Origin of the sequence: Nocardioides sp. (assembly GCF_030019515.1) — a bacterium.
Lineage (GTDB): Bacteria > Actinomycetota > Actinomycetes > Propionibacteriales > Nocardioidaceae > Nocardioides.
Window position 1 is genome coordinate 21,631 of the sequence record NZ_JASEEQ010000008.1, and the last position, 18,788, is coordinate 40,418.

General features: G+C 74.1%; 17 protein-coding genes. 9 read left to right on the forward strand and 8 right to left on the reverse strand.

Going from position 1 to position 18,788, the window contains the following annotated elements:
* Positions 1 to 9: 9 nt before the first annotated feature.
* Genes QMC84_RS12660 through QMC84_RS12670 form a run of 3 tightly spaced genes read right to left on the reverse strand, consistent with a single transcriptional unit; the run spans position 10 to position 4,276 of the window.
* Entirely contained in the window at positions 10 to 1,443 is a 1,434-nt protein-coding gene (locus tag QMC84_RS12660; RefSeq protein ID WP_300375168.1) for an FAD-dependent oxidoreductase, read from the reverse strand.
* Positions 1,430 to 2,737, reverse strand: a complete 1,308-nt coding sequence (locus tag QMC84_RS12665) for an aspartate aminotransferase family protein (protein ID WP_300375169.1) — start codon at positions 2,735 to 2,737, stop codon at positions 1,430 to 1,432. The genes QMC84_RS12660 and QMC84_RS12665 overlap by 14 nt, the downstream gene beginning before the upstream one ends.
* A gap of 12 nt (positions 2,738 to 2,749) precedes the next feature.
* Positions 2,750 to 4,276, reverse strand: a complete 1,527-nt coding sequence (locus tag QMC84_RS12670) for a CoA-acylating methylmalonate-semialdehyde dehydrogenase (RefSeq protein ID WP_300375170.1) — start codon at positions 4,274 to 4,276, stop codon at positions 2,750 to 2,752.
* 95 nt (positions 4,277 to 4,371) lie between these two features.
* On the opposite strand from QMC84_RS12670, the gene QMC84_RS12675 reads away from it, so the two are divergent.
* Complete coding sequence (locus tag QMC84_RS12675) at positions 4,372 to 6,000, forward strand: PucR family transcriptional regulator (protein ID WP_300375171.1); 1,629 nt, start codon at positions 4,372 to 4,374, stop codon at positions 5,998 to 6,000.
* Positions 6,001 to 6,006: 6 nt separating this feature from the next.
* On the opposite strand, the gene QMC84_RS12680 is transcribed toward QMC84_RS12675, so the two are convergent.
* Positions 6,007 to 6,648, reverse strand: a complete 642-nt coding sequence (locus tag QMC84_RS12680) for a LysE family translocator (protein WP_300375172.1) — start codon at positions 6,646 to 6,648, stop codon at positions 6,007 to 6,009.
* Positions 6,649 to 6,740: 92 nt separating this feature from the next.
* Here QMC84_RS12680 and QMC84_RS12685 point away from each other — a divergent pair, with 92 nt between their 5' ends.
* The 7 genes from QMC84_RS12685 to QMC84_RS12715 all read left to right on the forward strand — a co-directional run bounded on the left by QMC84_RS12685 (position 6,741) and on the right by QMC84_RS12715 (position 14,047).
* Positions 6,741 to 7,958, forward strand: coding sequence for a YibE/F family protein (locus QMC84_RS12685; protein WP_300375173.1), 1,218 nt, complete (start codon positions 6,741 to 6,743; stop codon positions 7,956 to 7,958).
* Between the two features lie 8 nt (positions 7,959 to 7,966).
* Positions 7,967 to 9,076, forward strand: a complete 1,110-nt coding sequence (locus QMC84_RS12690; RefSeq protein ID WP_300375174.1) for a carbohydrate kinase — start codon at positions 7,967 to 7,969, stop codon at positions 9,074 to 9,076.
* Positions 9,073 to 9,996 (forward strand): pseudouridine-5'-phosphate glycosidase, encoded by a 924-nt coding sequence (locus tag QMC84_RS12695; RefSeq protein WP_300375175.1) that lies wholly within the window; start codon positions 9,073 to 9,075, stop codon positions 9,994 to 9,996. Before QMC84_RS12690 ends, QMC84_RS12695 begins: the two co-directional genes overlap by 4 nt.
* Before the next feature lie 82 nt (positions 9,997 to 10,078).
* Entirely contained in the window at positions 10,079 to 11,260 is a 1,182-nt protein-coding gene (locus QMC84_RS12700; protein ID WP_300375176.1) for a cytochrome P450, read from the forward strand.
* On the forward strand, positions 11,257 to 11,778 hold the full coding sequence (locus QMC84_RS12705) for a TetR/AcrR family transcriptional regulator (protein ID WP_300375177.1): 522 nt from the start codon (positions 11,257 to 11,259) through the stop codon (positions 11,776 to 11,778). Before QMC84_RS12700 ends, QMC84_RS12705 begins: the two co-directional genes overlap by 4 nt.
* A 15-nt stretch (positions 11,779 to 11,793) precedes the next feature.
* The gene (locus tag QMC84_RS12710) at positions 11,794 to 13,458 is read left to right on the forward strand and encodes a DUF429 domain-containing protein (protein WP_300375178.1); all 1,665 of its coding nucleotides are present in this window, start codon (positions 11,794 to 11,796) and stop codon (positions 13,456 to 13,458) included.
* Positions 13,459 to 13,543: 85 nt separating this feature from the next.
* Positions 13,544 to 14,047, forward strand: coding sequence for a DUF664 domain-containing protein (locus tag QMC84_RS12715; protein WP_300375179.1), 504 nt, complete (start codon positions 13,544 to 13,546; stop codon positions 14,045 to 14,047).
* A gap of 21 nt (positions 14,048 to 14,068) precedes the next feature.
* Here the strand turns inward: QMC84_RS12715 and QMC84_RS12720 are convergent, their stop codons facing one another.
* From QMC84_RS12720 to QMC84_RS12735, 4 genes are read right to left on the reverse strand one after another with little or no spacing between them, the layout of a single operon-like run.
* Positions 14,069 to 15,361, reverse strand: a complete 1,293-nt coding sequence (locus QMC84_RS12720) for an MFS transporter (RefSeq protein ID WP_300375180.1) — start codon at positions 15,359 to 15,361, stop codon at positions 14,069 to 14,071.
* A gap of 55 nt (positions 15,362 to 15,416) precedes the next feature.
* Positions 15,417 to 16,433: a glycoside hydrolase family 6 protein gene (locus QMC84_RS12725; RefSeq protein ID WP_300375181.1), complete on the reverse strand. Its 1,017-nt coding sequence runs from the start codon at positions 16,431 to 16,433 to the stop codon at positions 15,417 to 15,419.
* A gap of 4 nt (positions 16,434 to 16,437) precedes the next feature.
* Positions 16,438 to 17,031 (reverse strand): maleylpyruvate isomerase N-terminal domain-containing protein, encoded by a 594-nt coding sequence (locus QMC84_RS12730; RefSeq protein WP_300375182.1) that lies wholly within the window; start codon positions 17,029 to 17,031, stop codon positions 16,438 to 16,440.
* A gap of 17 nt (positions 17,032 to 17,048) precedes the next feature.
* A complete protein-coding gene (locus QMC84_RS12735) occupies positions 17,049 to 17,432 on the reverse strand; it encodes a VOC family protein (RefSeq protein WP_300375183.1) in 384 nt (127 codons plus the stop codon).
* 114 nt (positions 17,433 to 17,546) lie between these two features.
* Between QMC84_RS12735 and QMC84_RS12740 the strand changes: the two genes are divergently transcribed.
* Complete coding sequence (locus tag QMC84_RS12740; protein ID WP_300375184.1) at positions 17,547 to 18,776, forward strand: sigma-70 family RNA polymerase sigma factor; 1,230 nt, start codon at positions 17,547 to 17,549, stop codon at positions 18,774 to 18,776.
* Positions 18,777 to 18,788: the final 12 nt, after the last annotated feature.

An 18,788-nucleotide genomic window follows, 5' to 3' on the forward strand; every position in this document is an offset into this window, starting at 1 on the left:
TCGGCCGGCTCAGGAGTCGAAGCCCAGCCCCAGGCCGTCGAGGGTCCGCAGGAACAGGTTGCGCCGGCCCTGGCGGTGGTCGGCGCGGTCCAGCGACCAGCGCGTCAGGGCGATGCCGGCGCTCGCGACCGGGCCGGGCGGGAACGGCACCGGCCGGCGCCGCACCATCTCCAGCTCGGTGCGCTCGGTCGTCAGGCCGGCCAGCCGGTCCAGCATCACCTCGGCGGCGAACCGGGTGGCGCCCACCCCGAGCCCGGTGAAGCCGGCGGCGTACGCCACCCGGCCCCGGGCGGCCAGGCCGTGGAACGCCGCGAACCGGGTGGAGGTGTCGATGGCGCCGGCCCACCGGTGGGTGAACGTGATCCCCTCGAGCTGCGGGAACACCGTGAGGAAGTGCGACGCCAGCAGCCGGAAGGTCTCGGGCCGCTCCTCGTGGGCGGCGTCGACCCGGCGGCGATGGATCGCGTCGTACCCGCCCCACAGGATCCGGTGGTCCGCGGTGAGGCGGGAGTAGTGGAACTGGTTGGCCAGGTCGGCGAGCCCCTGCCGGTGCGCCCACCCGATCGCGGCGCGCTGGGCGTCGCTGAGCGGCTCGGTCATCAGCACGTAGTCGTAGACCGGCACCGTCAGCGGCCGGACCCGCCGCAGCAGCGCGGGGAACACGTTCGTCGCGAGCGCCACCCGCTCGCTGGCCACCGCCCCGGCGGTGGTGCGCACCGTCACCGGACCGGCCCCGGACGAGTCGAGGCCGATCACCGGCGTCTGCTCGTGCACCTCCACGCCGAGGTCGGCCGCCACCCGCGCCAGCTCGCGGGCCAGCCGCGCCGGGTGCACCAGGGCGCAGTCCTCCCGGTCCCAGTCGCCGGCCAGGAACACCGGGCTGTCGATCTCGCGCCGTACGGCGTCGCGGTCGAGGAAGCCCGGTCCGAACGATCCGTCCGGCGCGCGCAGCCAGTCGACCTGGTGCTCCTCGACCGCGACGCTCAGCGTCCCCGTCCGCTCGAGCTGGCAGTCGATGCCGAGCGTGCGGACGTCCTCCTCGAGCGCGTCCAGGTTCTCCCGGCCGAGCCGCTCGAGCACGTCGTACTCCTCGGGCCACCGGGCCCGGCCGTTCTGCTCGCCGTGGGTCAGGCTCGCCTCGCAGAACCCGCCGTTGCGTCCCGACGCGGCCCAGCCGACGGTCTCGGCCTCGAGCAGCACCACCCGCGCACCCGGGTCGCGGCGCTTGGCGAGCAGCGCCGTCCACAGCCCGCAGTAGCCGCCACCGACCACGGTCAGGTCGGCCCGGCTCGCTCCGCGCAGGGGCGGGTACGGCGTGGCCGGGCCCGCGTCCTCGAGCCAGAAGACCGCGTGCCGCGACGGCGCGAGCGCCGCCTCGACGGCCGCGGCCGGGGGAGCCAGCCGCTCGTAGACGGTGGGCCGGGAGCCCCTAGGCCCGCGCATGGACGTCGCCCGCCTTGAGGGCGTCGTCCAGGATCGCGAGGCCCTCCCGCGCCTCCTCCTCGCTCATCGTGCACGGCGGCACGAGGTGGATCCGGTTGGTGTTCGAGAACGGGAGCATCCCGGCCGCCTTGCAGCCCGCGACCACCTCGCCGAGCGCGGTCGGCTCGAGCATCGCCCGGGTGGTCCGGTCGGCGACCAGGTCGATCGCCCAGAAGGCCCCCACGCCGCGGACGTCCCCGACGCACGGGTGCCGCTGGGCCAGCTCGGCCAGGCCCGGGCCGAAGACCTCGCGACCGAGCCGCTCGGCGTTCTCCACGATGCCCTCGTCGCGCATCGTGTGGATGGTGGCGACCGCGGCTGCGGTGGCGAGCGGGTGGCCGGAGTAGGTGAGCCCGCCCGGGTAGGGGCGGTGGGCGAAGGTGTCCGCGATCGGGTCGCTGATGATCACCCCGCCCAGCGGGACGTAGCCGGAGTTCACGCCCTTGGCGAAGGTGATCAGGTCCGGGGTGACGCCGTACCGGTCCAGCGCCAGCCAGGTCCCGGCGCGGCCGAAGCCGGCCATCACCTCGTCGAGGATCAGCACGATGCCGTGCCGGTCGCACAGCTCGCGGACGCCGGCCAGGTAGCCGGGCGGCGGCTCGAAGATCCCGGCCGTCCCGGGGATGGTCTCGAGCAGGATCGCGGCGATCGTGTCCGGGCCCTCGGCCTCGATCGTGCGCGCGAGGTGGTGCAGCGCCCGCTCGCACTCCTCCTCGGGCGTGGTCGCGTGGAACTCCGAGCGGTAGAGGAACGGCCCGAAGAAGTGCACGGCTCCGGCGGTCGCGGTGTCGTTGGGCCAGCGCCGCGGGTCGCCGGTCAGGTTGATCGCGGTCTGGGTGCCGCCGTGGTAGGAGCGGTAGGCGGTCAGCACCTTGAACCGTCCGGTGTGCAGCCGGGCCATCCGTACGGCGTGCTCGTTGGCGTCCGCCCCGCCGTTGGTGAAGAACACCTTCTCGAAGCCGTCGGGCGCGAGCCCGGCGATCAGCGCGGCCGCCTGGGAGCGCTGCTCGTTGGCGTGCTGCGGCGCGATCGTGCACAGCCGGTCGGCCTGCTCCTTGATCGCCGCGACCACCCGTGGGTGCTGGTGGCCGATGTTGGTGAAGACCAGTTGGCTGGAGAAGTCCAGGTAGCGCCGGTCGTCGGCGTCCCACACGTAGGAGCCGCGGGCGGCGGTGATCACCATCGGCGTGATCTCGGCCTGGGCGGACCAGGAGTGGAAGACGTGCTTGCGGTCCAGCTCGTACGCGCTGCTCATCGTCGCTTCCTCTCAGTGGTTCTTCGGGAAGGCCAGCTCGAGGCCGCCGGTGGAGCCGGGGTCGGGCCAGCGTGTGGTGACGACCTTGCCGCGGGTGAAGAAGTGCACGCCCTCGACGCCGTGCGCGTGGGTGTCGCCGAACAGCGAGGCCTTCCAGCCGCCGAAGGAGTAGTAGGCCATCGGCACCGGGATCGGCACGTTCACGCCGATCATCCCGACCTGTACGTCCTGCTCGAAGGCGCGGGCGGCGCCGCCGTTGCTGGTGAAGATGGCGGTTCCGTTGCCGTAGCGGTTCGCGTTGACGAGCTCGATGGCGTCGGCGTAGGTCTCCGCGCGCACCACGCTGAGCACCGGGCCGAAGATCTCGTCGGTGTAGATGCTCATCCGCGGCGTCACGTGGTCGAACAGCGTCGGGCCCAGCCAGTGACCGTCCTGCTCGCCGTCCGCGTCGACCTTGCGCCCGTCGACGACGAGCGTGGCGCCCTCGGTCGCACCGGCGTCGACGTACGACGCCACCTTGTCGCGGTGCGCTGCGGTCACCAGCGGCCCCATGTCGGACTCCCGGGTGCCGTCGCCGACGCGCAGGCCCGTCGTCCGCGCGGCGATCCGCTCGACCAGGTCGTCGCCGGTGCCGCCCACCGCGACCACCACGCTGATCGCCATGCAGCGCTCGCCGGCCGAGCCGTAGCCCGCGCTGACCGCGGCATCGGCGGCCAGGTCGAGGTCCGCGTCGGGCAGCACCACCATGTGGTTCTTCGCGCCGCCGAGGGCCTGGACCCGCTTGCCCGCCCGGCTGGCCCGCTCGTAGACGTACTCGGCGATCGGGGTCGAGCCGACGAAGCTGATCGCCGCGACGTCCGGGTGGTCGAGCAGCCCGTCCACGGCGACCTTGTCGCCCTGGAGCACGGTGAAGACGCCGTCGGGCAGGCCGGCCTCCTGCCAGAGCCGGGCCATCCAGATCGCGGCGGACGGGTCCTTCTCGCTCGGCTTGAGCACCACCGCGTTGCCGGCCGCGATCGCGATCGGGAAGAACCACATGGGGACCATCGCGGGGAAGTTGAACGGGCTGATGATGCCGACCACGCCCAGCGGCTGACGGATGCTGTGCACGTCGACCCCGGTCGAGACCTGCGGGCTGTTGCCGCCCTTGAGCAGGTGCGGGATGCCGCAGGCGAACTCGACCACCTCCTGGCCGCGGGACACCTCGCCCAACGCGTCGGAGAGCACCTTGCCGTGCTCCGCGGTGATGATCGCGGCCAGCTCCGCCTTCCGCTCGTTGAGCAGCTCGCGGAACCGGAAGACGACCTGGGTGCGCGCGCTCACCGATGCTCGCGCCCAGGCCCCCGAGGCCGCCTTCGCCGAGGCGACCGCGGCGTCGACGTCGGTGCCGTCCGCGAGGACGACCTGTCCGGTCACCCGTCCGGTCGCGGGGTTGGTGACGTCGCCGAGGCGGGTCGCCGCCCCCGGGCGCGGCTGGCCGTCGATCCAGTGCGGGATGGTCGTGGGCGTCGCAGGTGCGGTGGTGTCCGGGTTGCTCATGGTCGCCAGCCTGGCCGAGGCTACGCGCACCGGCCAGGGACGACCTGTCGCCGAAATCGAGTCGAGGGCGACGTACCGTCGCATAGACTCCGGGCATGGGGATGACCGTCCGCCAGGCCCTCGGCCTCCCGGCGCTCGCGACCGGCGACCCGGTCGTGCTCAGCGGGGAGGATCGCCTCGACGCCGACCTGCGCTGGGTGCACGTCTCGGAGGTGCGCGACGTCGGGGCGGTGCTGGCCGGCCACGAGCTGGTCCTCACCACGGGCCTGGGCATGACGGTCTCGCCCGAGGCGGCCGCGGCGTTCGTCGGGCAGCTGGTCGACGCGGGCGCCGCCGGCCTGGTCGTCGAGCTCAGCGCCGAGTACCCGGCGGTGCCGGACGCGGCCCTGCGCCGGGCCCGCGCCGCCGGCCTGCCGGTGGTCGCCCTCAACCGCCCGGTGCGGTTCGTCGACATCACCGAGGCCGTGCACCGGACGCTGGTGGCCGAGCAGTTCGAGCAGGTCCGGTTCGCCGGAGAGGTGCACCGCACGTTCACCGACCTCGGCCTGGCCCGGGCCGACACCGACCGGTTGGTCGCCGCCGCGGCCGAGCTCGCGGGCACCTCGGTCGTGCTCGAGGACCTGGCCCGCCGGGTGCTCGCCCCCGCGGCGGTCGGCGAGCCGGTCGACCGGCTGCTCGCGGAGTGGGAGCGCCGCTCGCGGCTCACGCCGTTCCTGCGCGCCACCGGCACCGCCGGGCCCGAGCGCTGGCTGACCACCCCGGTGGGCATCCACGGCGGGCCCTGGGGTCGGCTGGTCGCGCTCGGTGTCGGCGGTGCCGGTGGTGCCGGCGGCCAGCTCGTCGACGAGGCACGGGTTCGGGTGGTGCTCGAGCGGGCCGCCCAGGCCCTGGAGCTGGCCCGGATGGTCGAACGCGACGACATCGCGATCCAGCTGCGGGTGCACGGCGGCTTCCTGCTCGACCTCCTCGACGACCGGCTCGGCAACGAGGCCACCGCCGCGGCCCGGCTGCGGGCCCTCGGCGTACCGGACGAGCGGGAGTACGTCGGCCTCGCGGCGCGGCTGCGCCGGGACGCGCCGACCGATGTCGCGGCCGCCCAGCGCCGGATGGTCCATCTCAGCGAGCGCCTGCACGACGCGGTGCGGGGAGCCGGGACGGCCGGCGTGGTCGGCGTGCTCGACGGCGAGCACGTCGGGGTGCTCCTCGCCGGGGGCGCCGGGCTGCCCGACGCTGTCGGCCGGGAGCTGCGCCGGCGGGAGCCGGACGCGGTGCTCGCCGCCGGCCCCGTCGTCGACCGGGTGCTGGCGGCAGGTCCCTCGCTGCGCAGCGCCCGCGCGGTCGTCGACGTCGCCGCGGCACTGCCGCCCGGCGATTCCCGGCACGAGCCGGTCGGCTGCTTCCGCCAGTCCGACATCCGGCTGCCCGGGCTGCTGATGTCCCTGCGCGGCGACGCCCGCCTGCAGGAGTTCGCCGAGGCCGAGCTCGGCGCCCTGCTCGAGCACGAGGCGCGCCACCCCGGCGGGCTGGTCGAGCTGCTGCGCCAGTTCCTCGCCGTCGGCGGCAACAAGACCGAGCTCGCCCGGGTCGCCCACCGCAACCGCACCTCGCTCTACCCCGCGCTCCGGCGCCTCGAGGACCTGGTCGGCCATCCCCTCGACGACCCGTCGTCCCGGCTCTCGCTCGGTGTCGCCCTGCTGGCCCACGACCAGGGCCGCTCGCTGTAACGGGCGCTACTCGGTGGCGGCGAGGGTCGCACCGAGGCCGATCATCATCACGCCGCCGGCGACGCCGAGCTTGTCGAGGCGGGTGGGGCGGCGTGCGAACCAGTCGCGCGCCCTGCTGGCGGCCAGCGCCCAGACCGAGTCGGAGCCGGCCGCCATCACGCCGAAGACCAGGCCGAGCAGGGCGAGCTGGAGGCCGGCGTGCCCCGCCGCGGCGTTGACGAACTGCGGCAGGAAGGCCACGAAGAACACGATCGTCTTCGGGTTGGTCAGCCCGACGGTGAAGCCGATCCGCAGCGACCGCAGCGCCGACGCGCGGGCCACGGCCAGGTGGTCGACGGCGGCCAGCGCGGCCCGGGCGTCCGCGCGGTGCCGGATCGCCTGGATGCCGAGCCAGACCACGTACGCCGCCCCGCAGATCTTCAGGACGACGTAGGCCTCGGTGCTCGCCGCGACCACGGCTCCCAGGCCGGCCGCCACGAACATGACCTGGGTGGTCACGCCGACCGCGTTGCCGACCACCGACAGCAGCGCGTCGCGGCGGCCGACGGTCAGGGCGCGGCCGATCGTGAACAGCAGGCTGGGCCCCGGGACCTGGATGAACAGGGCGCTGGCGACCACGAAGGCGATCCACTGGCTCGGCGTCGGCACGGGGCCATTCTGCTGCCCCGCCGGGGGTGCGTGCAGACTGTCGGCGGGCGAGCGAGGTCGGCGGCGCCCCCGGACGAGGAAGGACGGCGGTCATGGCGGGTGGGCACGCGCACCGGGCCCATCGCGGGCACGGCGCCGAGGTCGAGATCTCCCGGGGGCCGCGCACGGTCCTGCTCACGGCGCTGGTGCTGGCGGCCGCCGTGGCCGTCGCCGGCCTGGTGCTGCTCTGGCCGAACGGGTCGGAGGTCGACAAGATCACCGAGAGCGTGCCCTTCGCCGCCCCCGGCGTCACGTTCCCGAACGCCGAGGTGGACGAGGTCCACACGCCCTGCGCCGGTCCCGGCGACCGGTCCGAGGACTGCGGGCTGCTCGACGTGACCCTCGTCGAGGGCGCCGGCAAGGGGGACCACGCCTCGGTCCGGGTCGCGCCGCACGTCGCGGAGTCCGGGCTGGAGCCGGGTGACCAGGTGAAGCTGCAGCGCACGCCGGGTCAGGACGGCGCGGACCCGGCGTACGCCTACTTCGGCACCGACCGGACCACCCCGCTGCTCGTGCTGCTGCTGGTGTTCGTCGCGCTGGTGCTCGTGGTCGCGCGGTGGCGCGGCCTCTTCGCCCTCGCGGGTCTGGCGTTCAGCGGCCTGGTGCTGTGGGAGTTCGTGCTGCCCGCGCTGCTCACCGGCGAGTCCGGGCTGCTGGTCGGACTGACCGCGGCCGCCGCCATCATGTTCGTGGTCCTCTACACGACGCACGGGTTCTCGCTGCGCACCAGCACCGCGCTCGCCGGCACGCTCGTGGGCGTCGGCGTGACCGCCGGACTGGGGGTCGTCGCGACCCGCGCCACCCGGTTGACCGGGATCACCGACGAGACCGCCGGGATCCTCTCGAGCCTGGTCGGCGGGCTGAGCTTCCACGGCCTGTTCGCGTGCGCGACCGTGATCGCCGGGCTGGGCGTGCTCAACGACGTGACGATCGCGCAGTCCTCCTCCGTGTGGGAGATCCGCGCCGCGGCGCCGACGATGAGCCGGGCCCGGGTGTTCGCGAGCGGCATGCGGATCGGGCGCGACCACATCGCCTCGACGATCTACACGATCGTCTTCGCCTATGCCGGTACGGCGCTCGCCGTACTGCTGATCCTGCAGCTCTACGGGCTGCCGTTCGACGACCTGCTCACCACCGAGGACATCACCGAGGAGATCGTGCGCACCCTGGCCAGCAGCATCGGCCTGGTGCTCGCCGTACCCCTCACGACCGGGATCGCGGCGCTCGTCGTTCCCGGAGCTCTTGCTTATTCTGATAAAGAGGCCTTATAGTAATAAGCATGAACATCACCGAGCGCGAGCAGGAGATCGTGAGCCTGCTCCGTCGCGACCCGCTGATCAGCTCGGCTGCCATCGCCGAAGCGCTCGGGACCACGCGCGCCGCGGTCAACGTGCACCTCTCCAACCTGACCCGCAAGGGCGTGGTCCTCGGCCGCGGCTACGTGCTGAGCGAGGGCCCGTCGGTCGTGGTCGTCGGCGGCGCCAACATGGACGTCAAGGCCCGCAGCACCCGCGCAGCCGTGGTCGCCACCAGCAACCCCGGCGCCGCGTCGATGGCCGCCGGCGGCGTCGGCCGCAACATCGCCGAGAACCTGGCCCGCCTCGGCACCCGGACCCATCTGGTCGCCTCGATCGGCAGCGACGCGCTCGGGGACCAGGTGCTCGCCGCGACCTCGAACGCGGGGGTCGTCGTCGAGCACGTACGCCGCAGCGCCCGGTCGACCGGCACCTACACCGCCGTCCTGGACGCCGACGGGGAGCTCGTCGTCGCGGTCGCCGACATGGCCGCCACCGACGAGCTCTCGACCGACCAGGTCGCGGCGGCGCGCGACCTGCTGGCCGCGGCGTCGTTGGTGGTCCTGGACGGCAACCTCGCGACCGGCACGCTGCGCTACGCCCTCGACCTGGCGGCGGAGGTCGGCACCCGGGTGCTGCTCGACCCGGTCAGCGTCCCGAAGGCCGCCGCCCTGGCGCCGCTGGTCTCCGTCGACCGACCGGTGTTCACGGTGACGCCCAACCGCGACGAGCTCGCCGCCCTGACCGACCTCCCGACCCGGACCCGGCGCCAGCAGGAGGCGGCCGCTCAGGCCCTGCACGACCGTGGCGTCCAGCTCGTCTGGGTGCGGCTCGGCCCGGCCGGGTCCCTGCTCAGCTCGCCGGCGGGCGTCGTCGCCCTGGACGCCGTGACGCCCGACGTGGCGGGCGAGGTCATCGACGTGACCGGCGCCGGCGACGCGATGACCGCCGCCTTCTGCCACGCGCTGCTGACCGGCTCCGACCCCGCCGAGGCCGCGGCGTACGGGCACGCCGCCGCCGCCCTCACCGTCGCCAGCACCGACACCGTCCGACCCGACCTCACCGACCGACTCGTCAGGAGCCTGCTGTCATGACCGCACCCCACCCCCTGCTCACCCTCACCGACGAGGTCGCCGACGCGCTGCGCGACGGCGGCCCGGTGGTCGCGCTCGAGAGCACGATCATCAGCCACGGCATGCCCTACCCGCAGAACGTCGCGATGGCGACCGAGGTCGAGGAGATCATCCGCGCGTCCGGGGCGGTGCCCGCGACGATCGCCGTCCTCGACGGCCGACCCCGGATCGGGCTCACCGCCGACGACCTGGAGCTGCTCGCGAGCGACGAGCACGTGGCCAAGGTCAGCGTGCGGGACCTGCCGTTCGTGGTGGCCCGCCGCGCCCACGGCGCGACGACGGTGGCCGCGACGATGCGCCTGGCCGCGCTGGCCGGCATCCGCGTCTTCGTGACCGGCGGCCTCGGCGGTGTGCACCGCGGCGCCCAGCAGTCCTTCGACGAGTCCGCCGATCTCACCGAGCTCGGCAGCACCGACGTCGCCGTCATCTCGGCAGGGGTCAAGAGCATCCTCGACATCGGCCTCACCCTGGAGCGGCTCGAGACCCTCGGCGTCCCCGTCCTCGCCTACGGCTCGGACGAGTTCCCCTCCTTCTACTCGCGCTCCAGCGGCCACGCCGCCCCGATGCGGGTCGACTCCCCCGCGGACGTCGCGGCGGTGATGGCCGCCAAGTGGGACCTCGGCATCGCCGGTGGCGTCGTCGTCGCGAACCCGATCCCCGAGGCCGACGAGATCCCCGCCGACGAGATCGGCGGCATCATCGAGCAGGCGCTCGCCGACATGGGCGCCCGGGGCATCCACGGCAAGGACGCGACGCCGTACCTCCTGGGCCGGATCGTCGAGATCACCGGCGGCGCCTCGCTGACCGCCAACATCGCCCTGGTCCGCGCCAACGCGCGTCTGGGCGCCGCGGTCGCGCAGGAGTATGCCGCCCGCAGCTGAGCCCGACCGACAGCGCGCCGGCATCTGACGCGCTGACCTGGAAGAATAGACAGATCGACCAATCTGTCTCATCATCGTCGGCATGTACCGACCGGCGACCCCCGAGACCTGGGCGAGTCCGTGGAGGAGGTACGCGGACCTGCGCGACCACGACCCGGTGCACCACATGCCGCGCGCCGACGGGCGGGACTACTACGTCCTGTCGCGGCACGCCGACGTGCTCGCTGCCGCGGTCGACACCGCGACGTACTCCTCGGCCCAGGGCCTCACCGTGGAGTACGACGAGCTCGAGACCATCGGCCTGGCCGACCACCGGCCACTGGTGATGCTCGACCCGCCGGAGCACACCGCGTTCCGCAGGCTCGTAGCGCGGGGCTTCACGCCCCGCCAGGTCGCGACGCTGGAGCCGATGGTGCGCGCGTTCGTGGTCGAGCGCCTCGAGCGACTGCGTGCCGAGGGCGGGGGCGACGTCGTCGACGTGCTGTTCAAGCCGCTGCCGACGATGGTCGTCGCGCACTACCTCGGCGTGCCCGAGGACGGGCGCGAGCGGTTCGACGCCTGGACCCACGCCATCGTCTCGGCGAGCTCCGCCGGGGAGGTGCTCGGCGCCGCGGAGGCGATCGGCGAGCTGATGTCCTACTTCACCGAGCTGATCGACCGGCGCCGGGTCGAGCCGGGCGACGACACCGTCTCGCACCTGGTCGCGGCGGGCGTCGGGGACGACACCGCCGGCCTGCTGTCCATCCTCGCCTACGTCTTCACCGTCGTGACCGGCGGCAACGACACCACCACCGGCATGCTCGGCGGGACCGTCCAGCTGCTCGAGACCGCGCGGGACCAGCGCCGGCTGCTGCTCGACGACCCGGGGCTGATCCCCGACGCGGTCGAGGAGCTGCTCCGGCTCACCTCGCCGGTGCAGGCCCTGGCGCGCACCACCACCCGCGACGTCGAGCTGCACGACACCGCGGTCCCCGCCGGTCGCCGGGTGCTGCTGCTGTACGGCGCCGCCAACCGCGACCCGCGCCGCTACGGCCCGGACGCCGACGAACTCGACGTGCGCCGCCGCCCGACCCAGATCCTCACGTTCAGCCAGGGCAGCCACCACTGCCTGGGCGCGGCCGCTGCCCGGCTCCAGGCCCGGGTCGCGATCGAGGAGCTGCTGGCCCGGTGCCCGGACTTCGCGGTGGACCTCGACGGCGTCGAGTGGGCGCCGGGCCCCTACGTGCGCCGCCCGACCCGGGTGCCGTTCCGGGTGGCGGCATGAGCAGCCGGACGAGCGCCGAGCGGATCCTCGACGCGGCCGCCGGGCTGTTCGCAGACCGGGGCGTCGGTGGCGTCGGCATGGGCGAGATCGCCCGGGCGGCCCGGTGCTCGCGGGCCACGCTCTACCGCTACTTCCCCGACCGGCGGGCCCTGCACCTGGCCTTCGTGCACCGCGAGGCACGCCGGGTCGGCGCCGCCGTGGCCGCCGAGACCGCGGGCCGGACCGATCCCGCCGAGCGCCTGGCGACGGCCGTGCTCGCCTCAGTGCGGCTGGTACGCGAGGCCCCGGCGCTGCTGGCCTGGTTCGGTGCGGGCGACGCCGCCACGACCGCCGAGCTCGCCCAGTCCAGCGCGGTGGTCGAGGCGCTCGGGCGCGGCCTGGTCGACGACGAGGACGCCGCGCGGTGGCTGGTGCGGGTGATCGTCTCCCTGCTGACCGTGCCCGGCCGTGACGACCGCGACGAGCGGGCCCTGGTCGAGCGGTTCGTCGTTCCCGCCGTCGCCGTGGACCCGCGGTAGGGCAGTCTTGTTCCCATGCACTATGTCGGGGTCGACCTCGCCTGGGGCGAGCGACGGCCGAGCGGCCTGGCCGTGCTCGACGCCGAGGCACGCCTGCTCCACATCGCCACCGTCCACTCCGACGACGAGATCGAGGCCCACCTCGCGCCGTACGTCGAAGGCACCTGCCTGGTCGCCTTCGACGCACCCCTGATCGTCACCAACGCCACCGGCTCGCGGCCGGCCGAGCAGGCGCTCGGCAAGGACTTCCGCCGCTTCGAGGCGGCCCCGCACCCCTCCAACACCAGCAAGCCCGAGTTCGTCGCCGGCTCCCGGGGCGCCCGGCTGTGCAAGCGGCTCCGGCTCGACATGGACCCGCGCTCCGGGAGGCCGCGCCGCGCGATCGAGGTCTACCCGCACCCGGCGACGATCGTGCTGTTCGGCCTCGGCCGCACCCTGAAGTACAAGGACAAGCGCGGCCGCGACCTCGACCTGCTGCGCTCGGAGCTGCTGGTCCTGATGACCCACGTCGAGCGGATCGTGACGACCGACCGCGCCTGGCAGGCGCTGCGGACCCAGGTGGAGGACGCGACCCGGAAGAGCCATCTGCGCGCGGTCGAGGACCAGGTCGACGCGGTGATCTGCGCGTACGTCGCCCTGTTCGCGCACCGCTGGCCCGAGCGGACCACGACGTACGGCGACTTCGAGCAGGGCTACATCGTCACGCCGACGCTCCCCGACGCGCACGCGACGATCCGCGCCGCCGTCGAGGAGTACGCCGCGCGGCACCCGGCGCTCGTCGCCGTCGCGCGGGAGTACGTCGCGCTGGTGACCTCGATCCTCGACGAGGCGGGCATCAACTACCTGACTGTGACCGGCCGCGCCAAGAGCGTCGACTCGTTCGCCGCCAAGGCCGGGCGCACCATCGACGGGCTGCCGCTCTACACCGACCCGCTGCGCGACATCGGCGACCAGGTGGGGCTGCGGGTGATCACCTACGTGCGCAGCGACGTCGCCGCGGTCGCCGAGGTGCTCGGCAGCCAGCTGCGGATCCTCGACGACCGCGACCTCGGGCAGGAGACGGCCGGCGAGGGCCGGTTCGGCTACGCCAGCCGGCACCTGCAGGTCGCGCGCGCCGACGGTCGCACCGCCCAGGTGCAGGTGCGCACCGTGCTGCAGCACGCGTGGGCGGAGTTCGAGCACGACATCCGCTACAAGGGCACGGTGCCCGAGGAGCACGCCCGGGACTTCGACCGCCGGTTCACCCTCGCGGCCGGCCTGCTCGAGCTCGCCGACCAGGAGTTCACCACGATCCGCGACCGGCTCCGCGGCGTCACGCCCGAGGAGCCGGACACGGAGGCGGAGGGGATCAGCGCTCGTGAGCTCGCGGCGTTCCTCGCCGGGCAGTACGCCGATGCCGAGTGGTCGCGCACCGACCACTACGGCTGGATCGCCGGGCTGCTCCCGGAGCTCGGCGTCACCACGCTCGCCGAGCTCGGCCACGTGCTCGCCGCCGTCGACGGCGACCGGATCGCGGCCCGGATGGACTACCGCTACCCGCCCGGCGCCGTCCGCCGCCTCGACGACGCCCTGCTCGCGGCCTTCGGCGAGCAGTACGTCGCGCTCCCCGGCAACGCCCACCGCGTGGTCGCCCTGCACGCGCGGCTGGAGAAGCTGCGCGGCCAGTCCCCGCGCACCTGACGCATCGGTCCTCCGCGCGCGCTCCCACGAGCAGTTGCGTCAGGTACGCCGGGTGCCCGGGGCGCGCCGACGTAACGTCGGGCCCATGAACCCCGCAGACGTCCTCATCGACCTGTTCGAGCGCGTCCTGGAGAACGGCCTCGCGGCCGTCGACGGCCTCGACGAGGAGCAGCTCGCCCACCGTCCGACACCGGACGCCAACTCCATCGCCTGGCTGGTCTGGCACATCGCGCGCGGGCAGGACGCGCAGGTCGCGCGCCTCGCGGGCACCGACCAGGTCTGGGTCACCGACGGGTGGGTCGAACGGTTCGCGCTGCCGATCGACCCGCGGGACCACGGCTACGGGCACACCAGCGAGCAGGTCGGCCAGGTCCGGGTGGGCGCCGACCTGCTGGCCGGCTACCTGCGGGCCAGCCACGAGGCGACCGTCGCATACCTGCGCGCCCTGAGCGCGGCCGACCTCGACGAGGTGATCGACACCAACTGGGACCCGCCGGTCACCCGGGGCGTGCGCCTGGTCAGCATCGCCGACGACGACGCCCAGCACGTCGGGCAGGCGGCGTACGTCCGCGGCCTGCTCGGGGCCTAGGCCGGGCCCGCCGGCCCCGGGTCAGGAGACCGCGTCCCGGCTGAGCCGGTACCGGACGAACGACGGTACGGCGATCGCCGCGACGACCGTGCCGACGACGACCAGGACGCCGCCGCCGGCGGCCGCTGCCGCGGTGCCGACGACCGCCGCGCTGGTGCCGTGGGCGACGTCGGCGACCCGGGGGCCACCGGCGACGACCACGATGAACACCCCCTGGAGCCGACCGCGCACCGAGTCCGCCGCGGCGGTCTGCAGCATGCTGGTCCGGAACGCCGCGGAGGCCATGTCCGCCGCCCCACCGACGACGAGCATCGCGATCGCGACCACGAGCATCGGCCGCTGCCACTGGTCGGCGAGCGCGACCGCGACGCCGAAGCCGGTCATCGCCGCGCCCCACACCAGGATGCAGACGACCACGGCGTACCCCTGCCGGTCGATCCGTGAGACCCACCCCGACAGCACCCCGCCGGCCACCGCACCCGCCGGGATCGCCGCGAACAGCGCCGCGAACACGATCCCGCCCTCGGTCGGGCCGCCGAAGGACAGATGCGCGATCTCCGGGAACAGCGCCCGCGGCATCCCGAAGACCATCGCGATCAGGTCGACCACGAAGGACATCAGCAGCACCGGGTGGCCGCGCAGGTAGACGAAGCCCTCGACGACCGAGCGGAGCCCCGGCGTCGTCGTCAGCCCGCCCTCCACCGGGAGGCGAGGCAGCCGGACGATGGCGCCGAGCGTCGCGAAGAGCGTGATCGTGTCGATCAGGTAGAGCCAGGAGAAGCCGAGCACCGGGATCAGCAGGCCGCCGACCAGCGGGCCGGCGATCGCGCCCGCCTGGAAGACCGTCATCGAGAGCGAGTTGGCGGCCGGCAGCAGCTCGGGCGCCAGCAGCTTCGGCAGCACGGCGCTGCGCGTGGGCTGGTTGACCGCGAAGAACGCCTGCTGCACCGAGAACAGCCCCAGCAGCAGCCACACGTCGCCGTTGCCCAGCGCCGCCTGGAGCCAGAACAGCGCGCTGGTCCCGATCAGCCCGAGCGTGGTGATCATCAGCAGCGTGCGCCGGTCGAAGACGTCGGCCAGCGCGCCGCCCCACAGTCCGAAGACGACCAGCGGGACCAGCCCGAACAGCCCGGTCAGGCCGACGTACGCCGAGGAGCCGGTGATCTGGTAGATCTGCGCGGGCACCGCGACGACCGTCAGCTGGGCCCCGATCACCGTGATGATGTTGGCGACCCACAGGCGCCGGAAGTCATCGTTGCGCAGCGGTCGGGTGTCGGCCACCAGGCCACCGACGTGGTCGCGGAGTCTGCGCACGGTCACCGAGCCCGAACGGCTGACGCGTTCTTCCCGCCCACCGAGGTCTGCACTCTCAGCAGGTGCTCGACTCGGGCTGGCCGAGCAGTCGATCGGCCAGGAAGTCGCACCACTGACCCGACGGCGGCCCGCCGTTGAGCTGGCCGTCGGACTCCCCCGGGTGCTTGACCCACAGCGTGCCGTCGAAGGCGCCGTCGAAAACCAGTCGGGGTGGGCGGCCGAGGCGCGCCCAGGTCGGGTTGATGACGTCGTAGCCGTCCGCGGAGGGGACGGCGCCGTTGCGCGAGGTGTCGATCACGTAGTGCTTGCCGCGGATCCCGAGCCTGCGCAGCCCGCGCAGCAGGAAGGCGGCGTACTGCTTCTCGCTGGCGGTGGTGCGGAAGTTGGAGACGTTGGTGCTGAAGCCCCGGGCGTACCCGATGCCGGCCCGCTTCAGGAACGCCGGGCGCTGGTCGTACGGCGTCCAGTTCGAGTGGCCCGCGTCCAGGTAGACCCAGGCCCCCGAGTCGCTCAGTCGCCGGCTCGCGAAGCGCAGCATCCCCTGCCAGCCGTCCGGCTTCGTGGGGCAGGTCTCGACCGGGCTGCTGAACAGGGGCAGCGCGTCCGGCTCGACCACGACGAGTGCGTGCTGGTCCCTCAGGCCGCCGGCGATCCGCCGGACCCAGGTGCGGTACTGCGCGGCCGTGGTCAGCGGGTTGCCCGAGGAGTACTGGCCGCAGTCGCGGCCCGGGATGCCGTAGACGACGAGCATCGGCGTCTTCCTCGCCGTGAGCGCGCGCTTGGTGTAGGCGCGGACCACGCCGCGGACCTCCGAGGTCGGGTAGGCCTCGGGGATGATCCAGAGCGCCTGGGCCTTGGAGCCGATCCGGTCGCGGTAGACCTGGTCCTGGTTCGCGGCCGGCATCAGCGGATCGACGAACAGCCCGCGGGTCCTGCGCGGGTCCGCGCCCTTCGCCGCGAGCGACCCGTCGGGCGCCACCGGGTCGGCGCCGGCCGGTACGGCGAGGCCCGCGGCGAACGCGAGGGCCGCCAGCAGCGCCGCGGCGCGCAGCAGGCGAGGCCGAGGAAGCACCCGCTCAGGGTACGGGCTGGTCATCCTCGCGCGGACCGAAGAGGCACAGCTCGTCGAGCTGCTCGGCCGACAGCGGGAGCCCCCAGGCCTGCATCTGGGTCCGCGAGCGGCGGGAGAACAGGGCCCGGAACAGCTCGTAGTGGTCGACGTCCTCGGGGAGCCCGGCGCTGCCGAGCCTCATCGCGCCCGCGCCGGCGAGCACCGGCTGCCAGAGCCGCTCCGGCATCACGCCCAGCCCGAGCGCCTCGTGCAGGTCGGCGTGGTGGGTCGCGATGTCCCACACGATCGCCGGCCGCGGGTCCTGCGCCGAGATGGCGGCGACCGCGTCCTGGTGCGACCGCAGCTCCTCGACCAGGTCGCCGACCGGCAGGCCCCGGCGCTCGGCGACGTGGCGGGCGGTCCACTCCGGACCGGGTGCCCCCTCCGTCCGTCCCGTGACGACGTCCGAGCAGCCGCCGGCGAGGTGGGCCAGCACGTCGTGCACGGTCCACGCGGGCGAGCCCGGCACGGTGGTCTCGAGCTGCTCGTCGGTGAGGCCGCCGGCCAGTGCCGTCACGGCCGCGACGTGCTCGCGGTACAGGTCGCCCCAGTCGGTCATGGCCCGACCGTAGACGCTCAGCCCGCCGAGGCGAAGAGGCAGAACGGATGCCCGGCCGGATCCAGGAGCACCCGGACGTCGTCCTGGGGCTGCTGCGTCGCCAGGCTCGCGCCGAGCGCGGTCGCGTGCGTGACGCCCGCGTCCAGGTCCTCGACCGCGACGTCGAGGTGGGCCTGCATCTGCTGCTCGCCGGGCCCGGCCGGCCAGGTCGGCGGGACGTGCCCGTCCTCGAGTTGGAAGGCGAGACCCGGGGTCGCCCCGTCCTGCGGCCCGATCACGACCCAGTCGGGCCGTTCGACCAGGGTCGTCCACGACAGCAGCTCGCGGTAGAACGCGGCGAGGCCGCGTGGGTCCGGGCTGCCGAGCACGGTGGCGGACAGGCGGAACGCCGGCACGGGCATGGGCCTCACAGTAGGCAAGACCGATTCCTCTGCGGAAGGGTGTCGTGTCGCGGGCCCGGCGTTCGTGGAGAGGGTGACGGGGCCGACCGGGTCCCCGGCCAGGAGGTTGAGCCATTGAGCGACGCGGGTGCGGCGGTCGAGCGGATCTTCCGCGAGGAGTACGGGCGGGTGGTCGCCTCGCTGGTGCGCCGCTTCGGCGACCTCGACGTCGCCGAGGAGGCGGCCGGCGACGCGCTGCTGGTCGCGCTGGAACGGTGGCCCCGGGACGGCGTACCGCCCAACCCCGGCGGGTGGCTGACCACGACGGCCGGCAACAGGGCCATCGACCGGATCCGGCGCGAGTCGCACCGCGAGGCCAAGCACCGGGCGGCCCGGATCATGCATGACGACACACCCCACGAGCCCACGGGCCCGGTCGAGGACGACCGGCTCCGGCTGATCTTCGCCTGCTGCCACCCCGCGCTCGCACAGGAGGCGCGGGTGGCGCTGACGCTGCGGCTGCTCGGCGGGCTGACGGTCCCCGAGATCGCGCAGGCCTTCCTGGTGCCCGAGACCACGATGGCCCAGCGGATCACCCGGGCGAAGCGGAAGATCAAGGACGCCCACATCCCGTTCCGTGTGCCCGCCGCCGCCGACCTGACCGACCGGCTCTCCGCCGTGCTCGCGGTGGTCTACCTGGTGTTCAACGAGGGCTACCTCGCGAGCTCCGGTGCCGCGCCGATCCGCGAGGACCTGACGGCCGAGGCGATCCGGCTGGGCCGGATCCTGCGCACCTCGCTCCCGGACGAGCCCGAGGTCGCCGGCCTGCTGGCCCTGATGCTGCTCACCGACTCGCGGCGAACGACGCGGGTGGCGGGCGGGGAGCTGGTGCCGCTGCACGAGCAGGACCGCGGCGGGTGGGACCGGGAGCTGATCGCGGACGGGCACGGGCTGGTCCGCGAGTGCCTGGCGCGGGCCCGGGAGACCGGCAGGGCGCCGGGGCAGTACCAGCTGCTCGCGGCGATCAACGCCGTGCACACCGACGCCCCGGCCGCCGCGGACACCGACTGGCCGCAGATCGCCGCGCTGTACGCACAGCTCTACGCGATCGTGCCGAGCCCGGTCGTCGCGCTCAACCGGGCGGTCGCGGTGGCCGAGCTCGACGGCCCCGAGGTCGCACTCGCCCAGGTGGACCGGCTGCCGCTCACGTCGTACCACGCCTGGCACGCGACCCGCGCCGACCTGCTGCGCCGGCTCGGCCGCAGCGCCGAGGCACGCGCCGCGTACGACGCCGCGATCGCGGCCACCGACAACCCGGCCGAGCGCGCGTACCTGTCCCGACGCCGCGGCAGCCTGGCGCCCTAGCTGTACTGACCA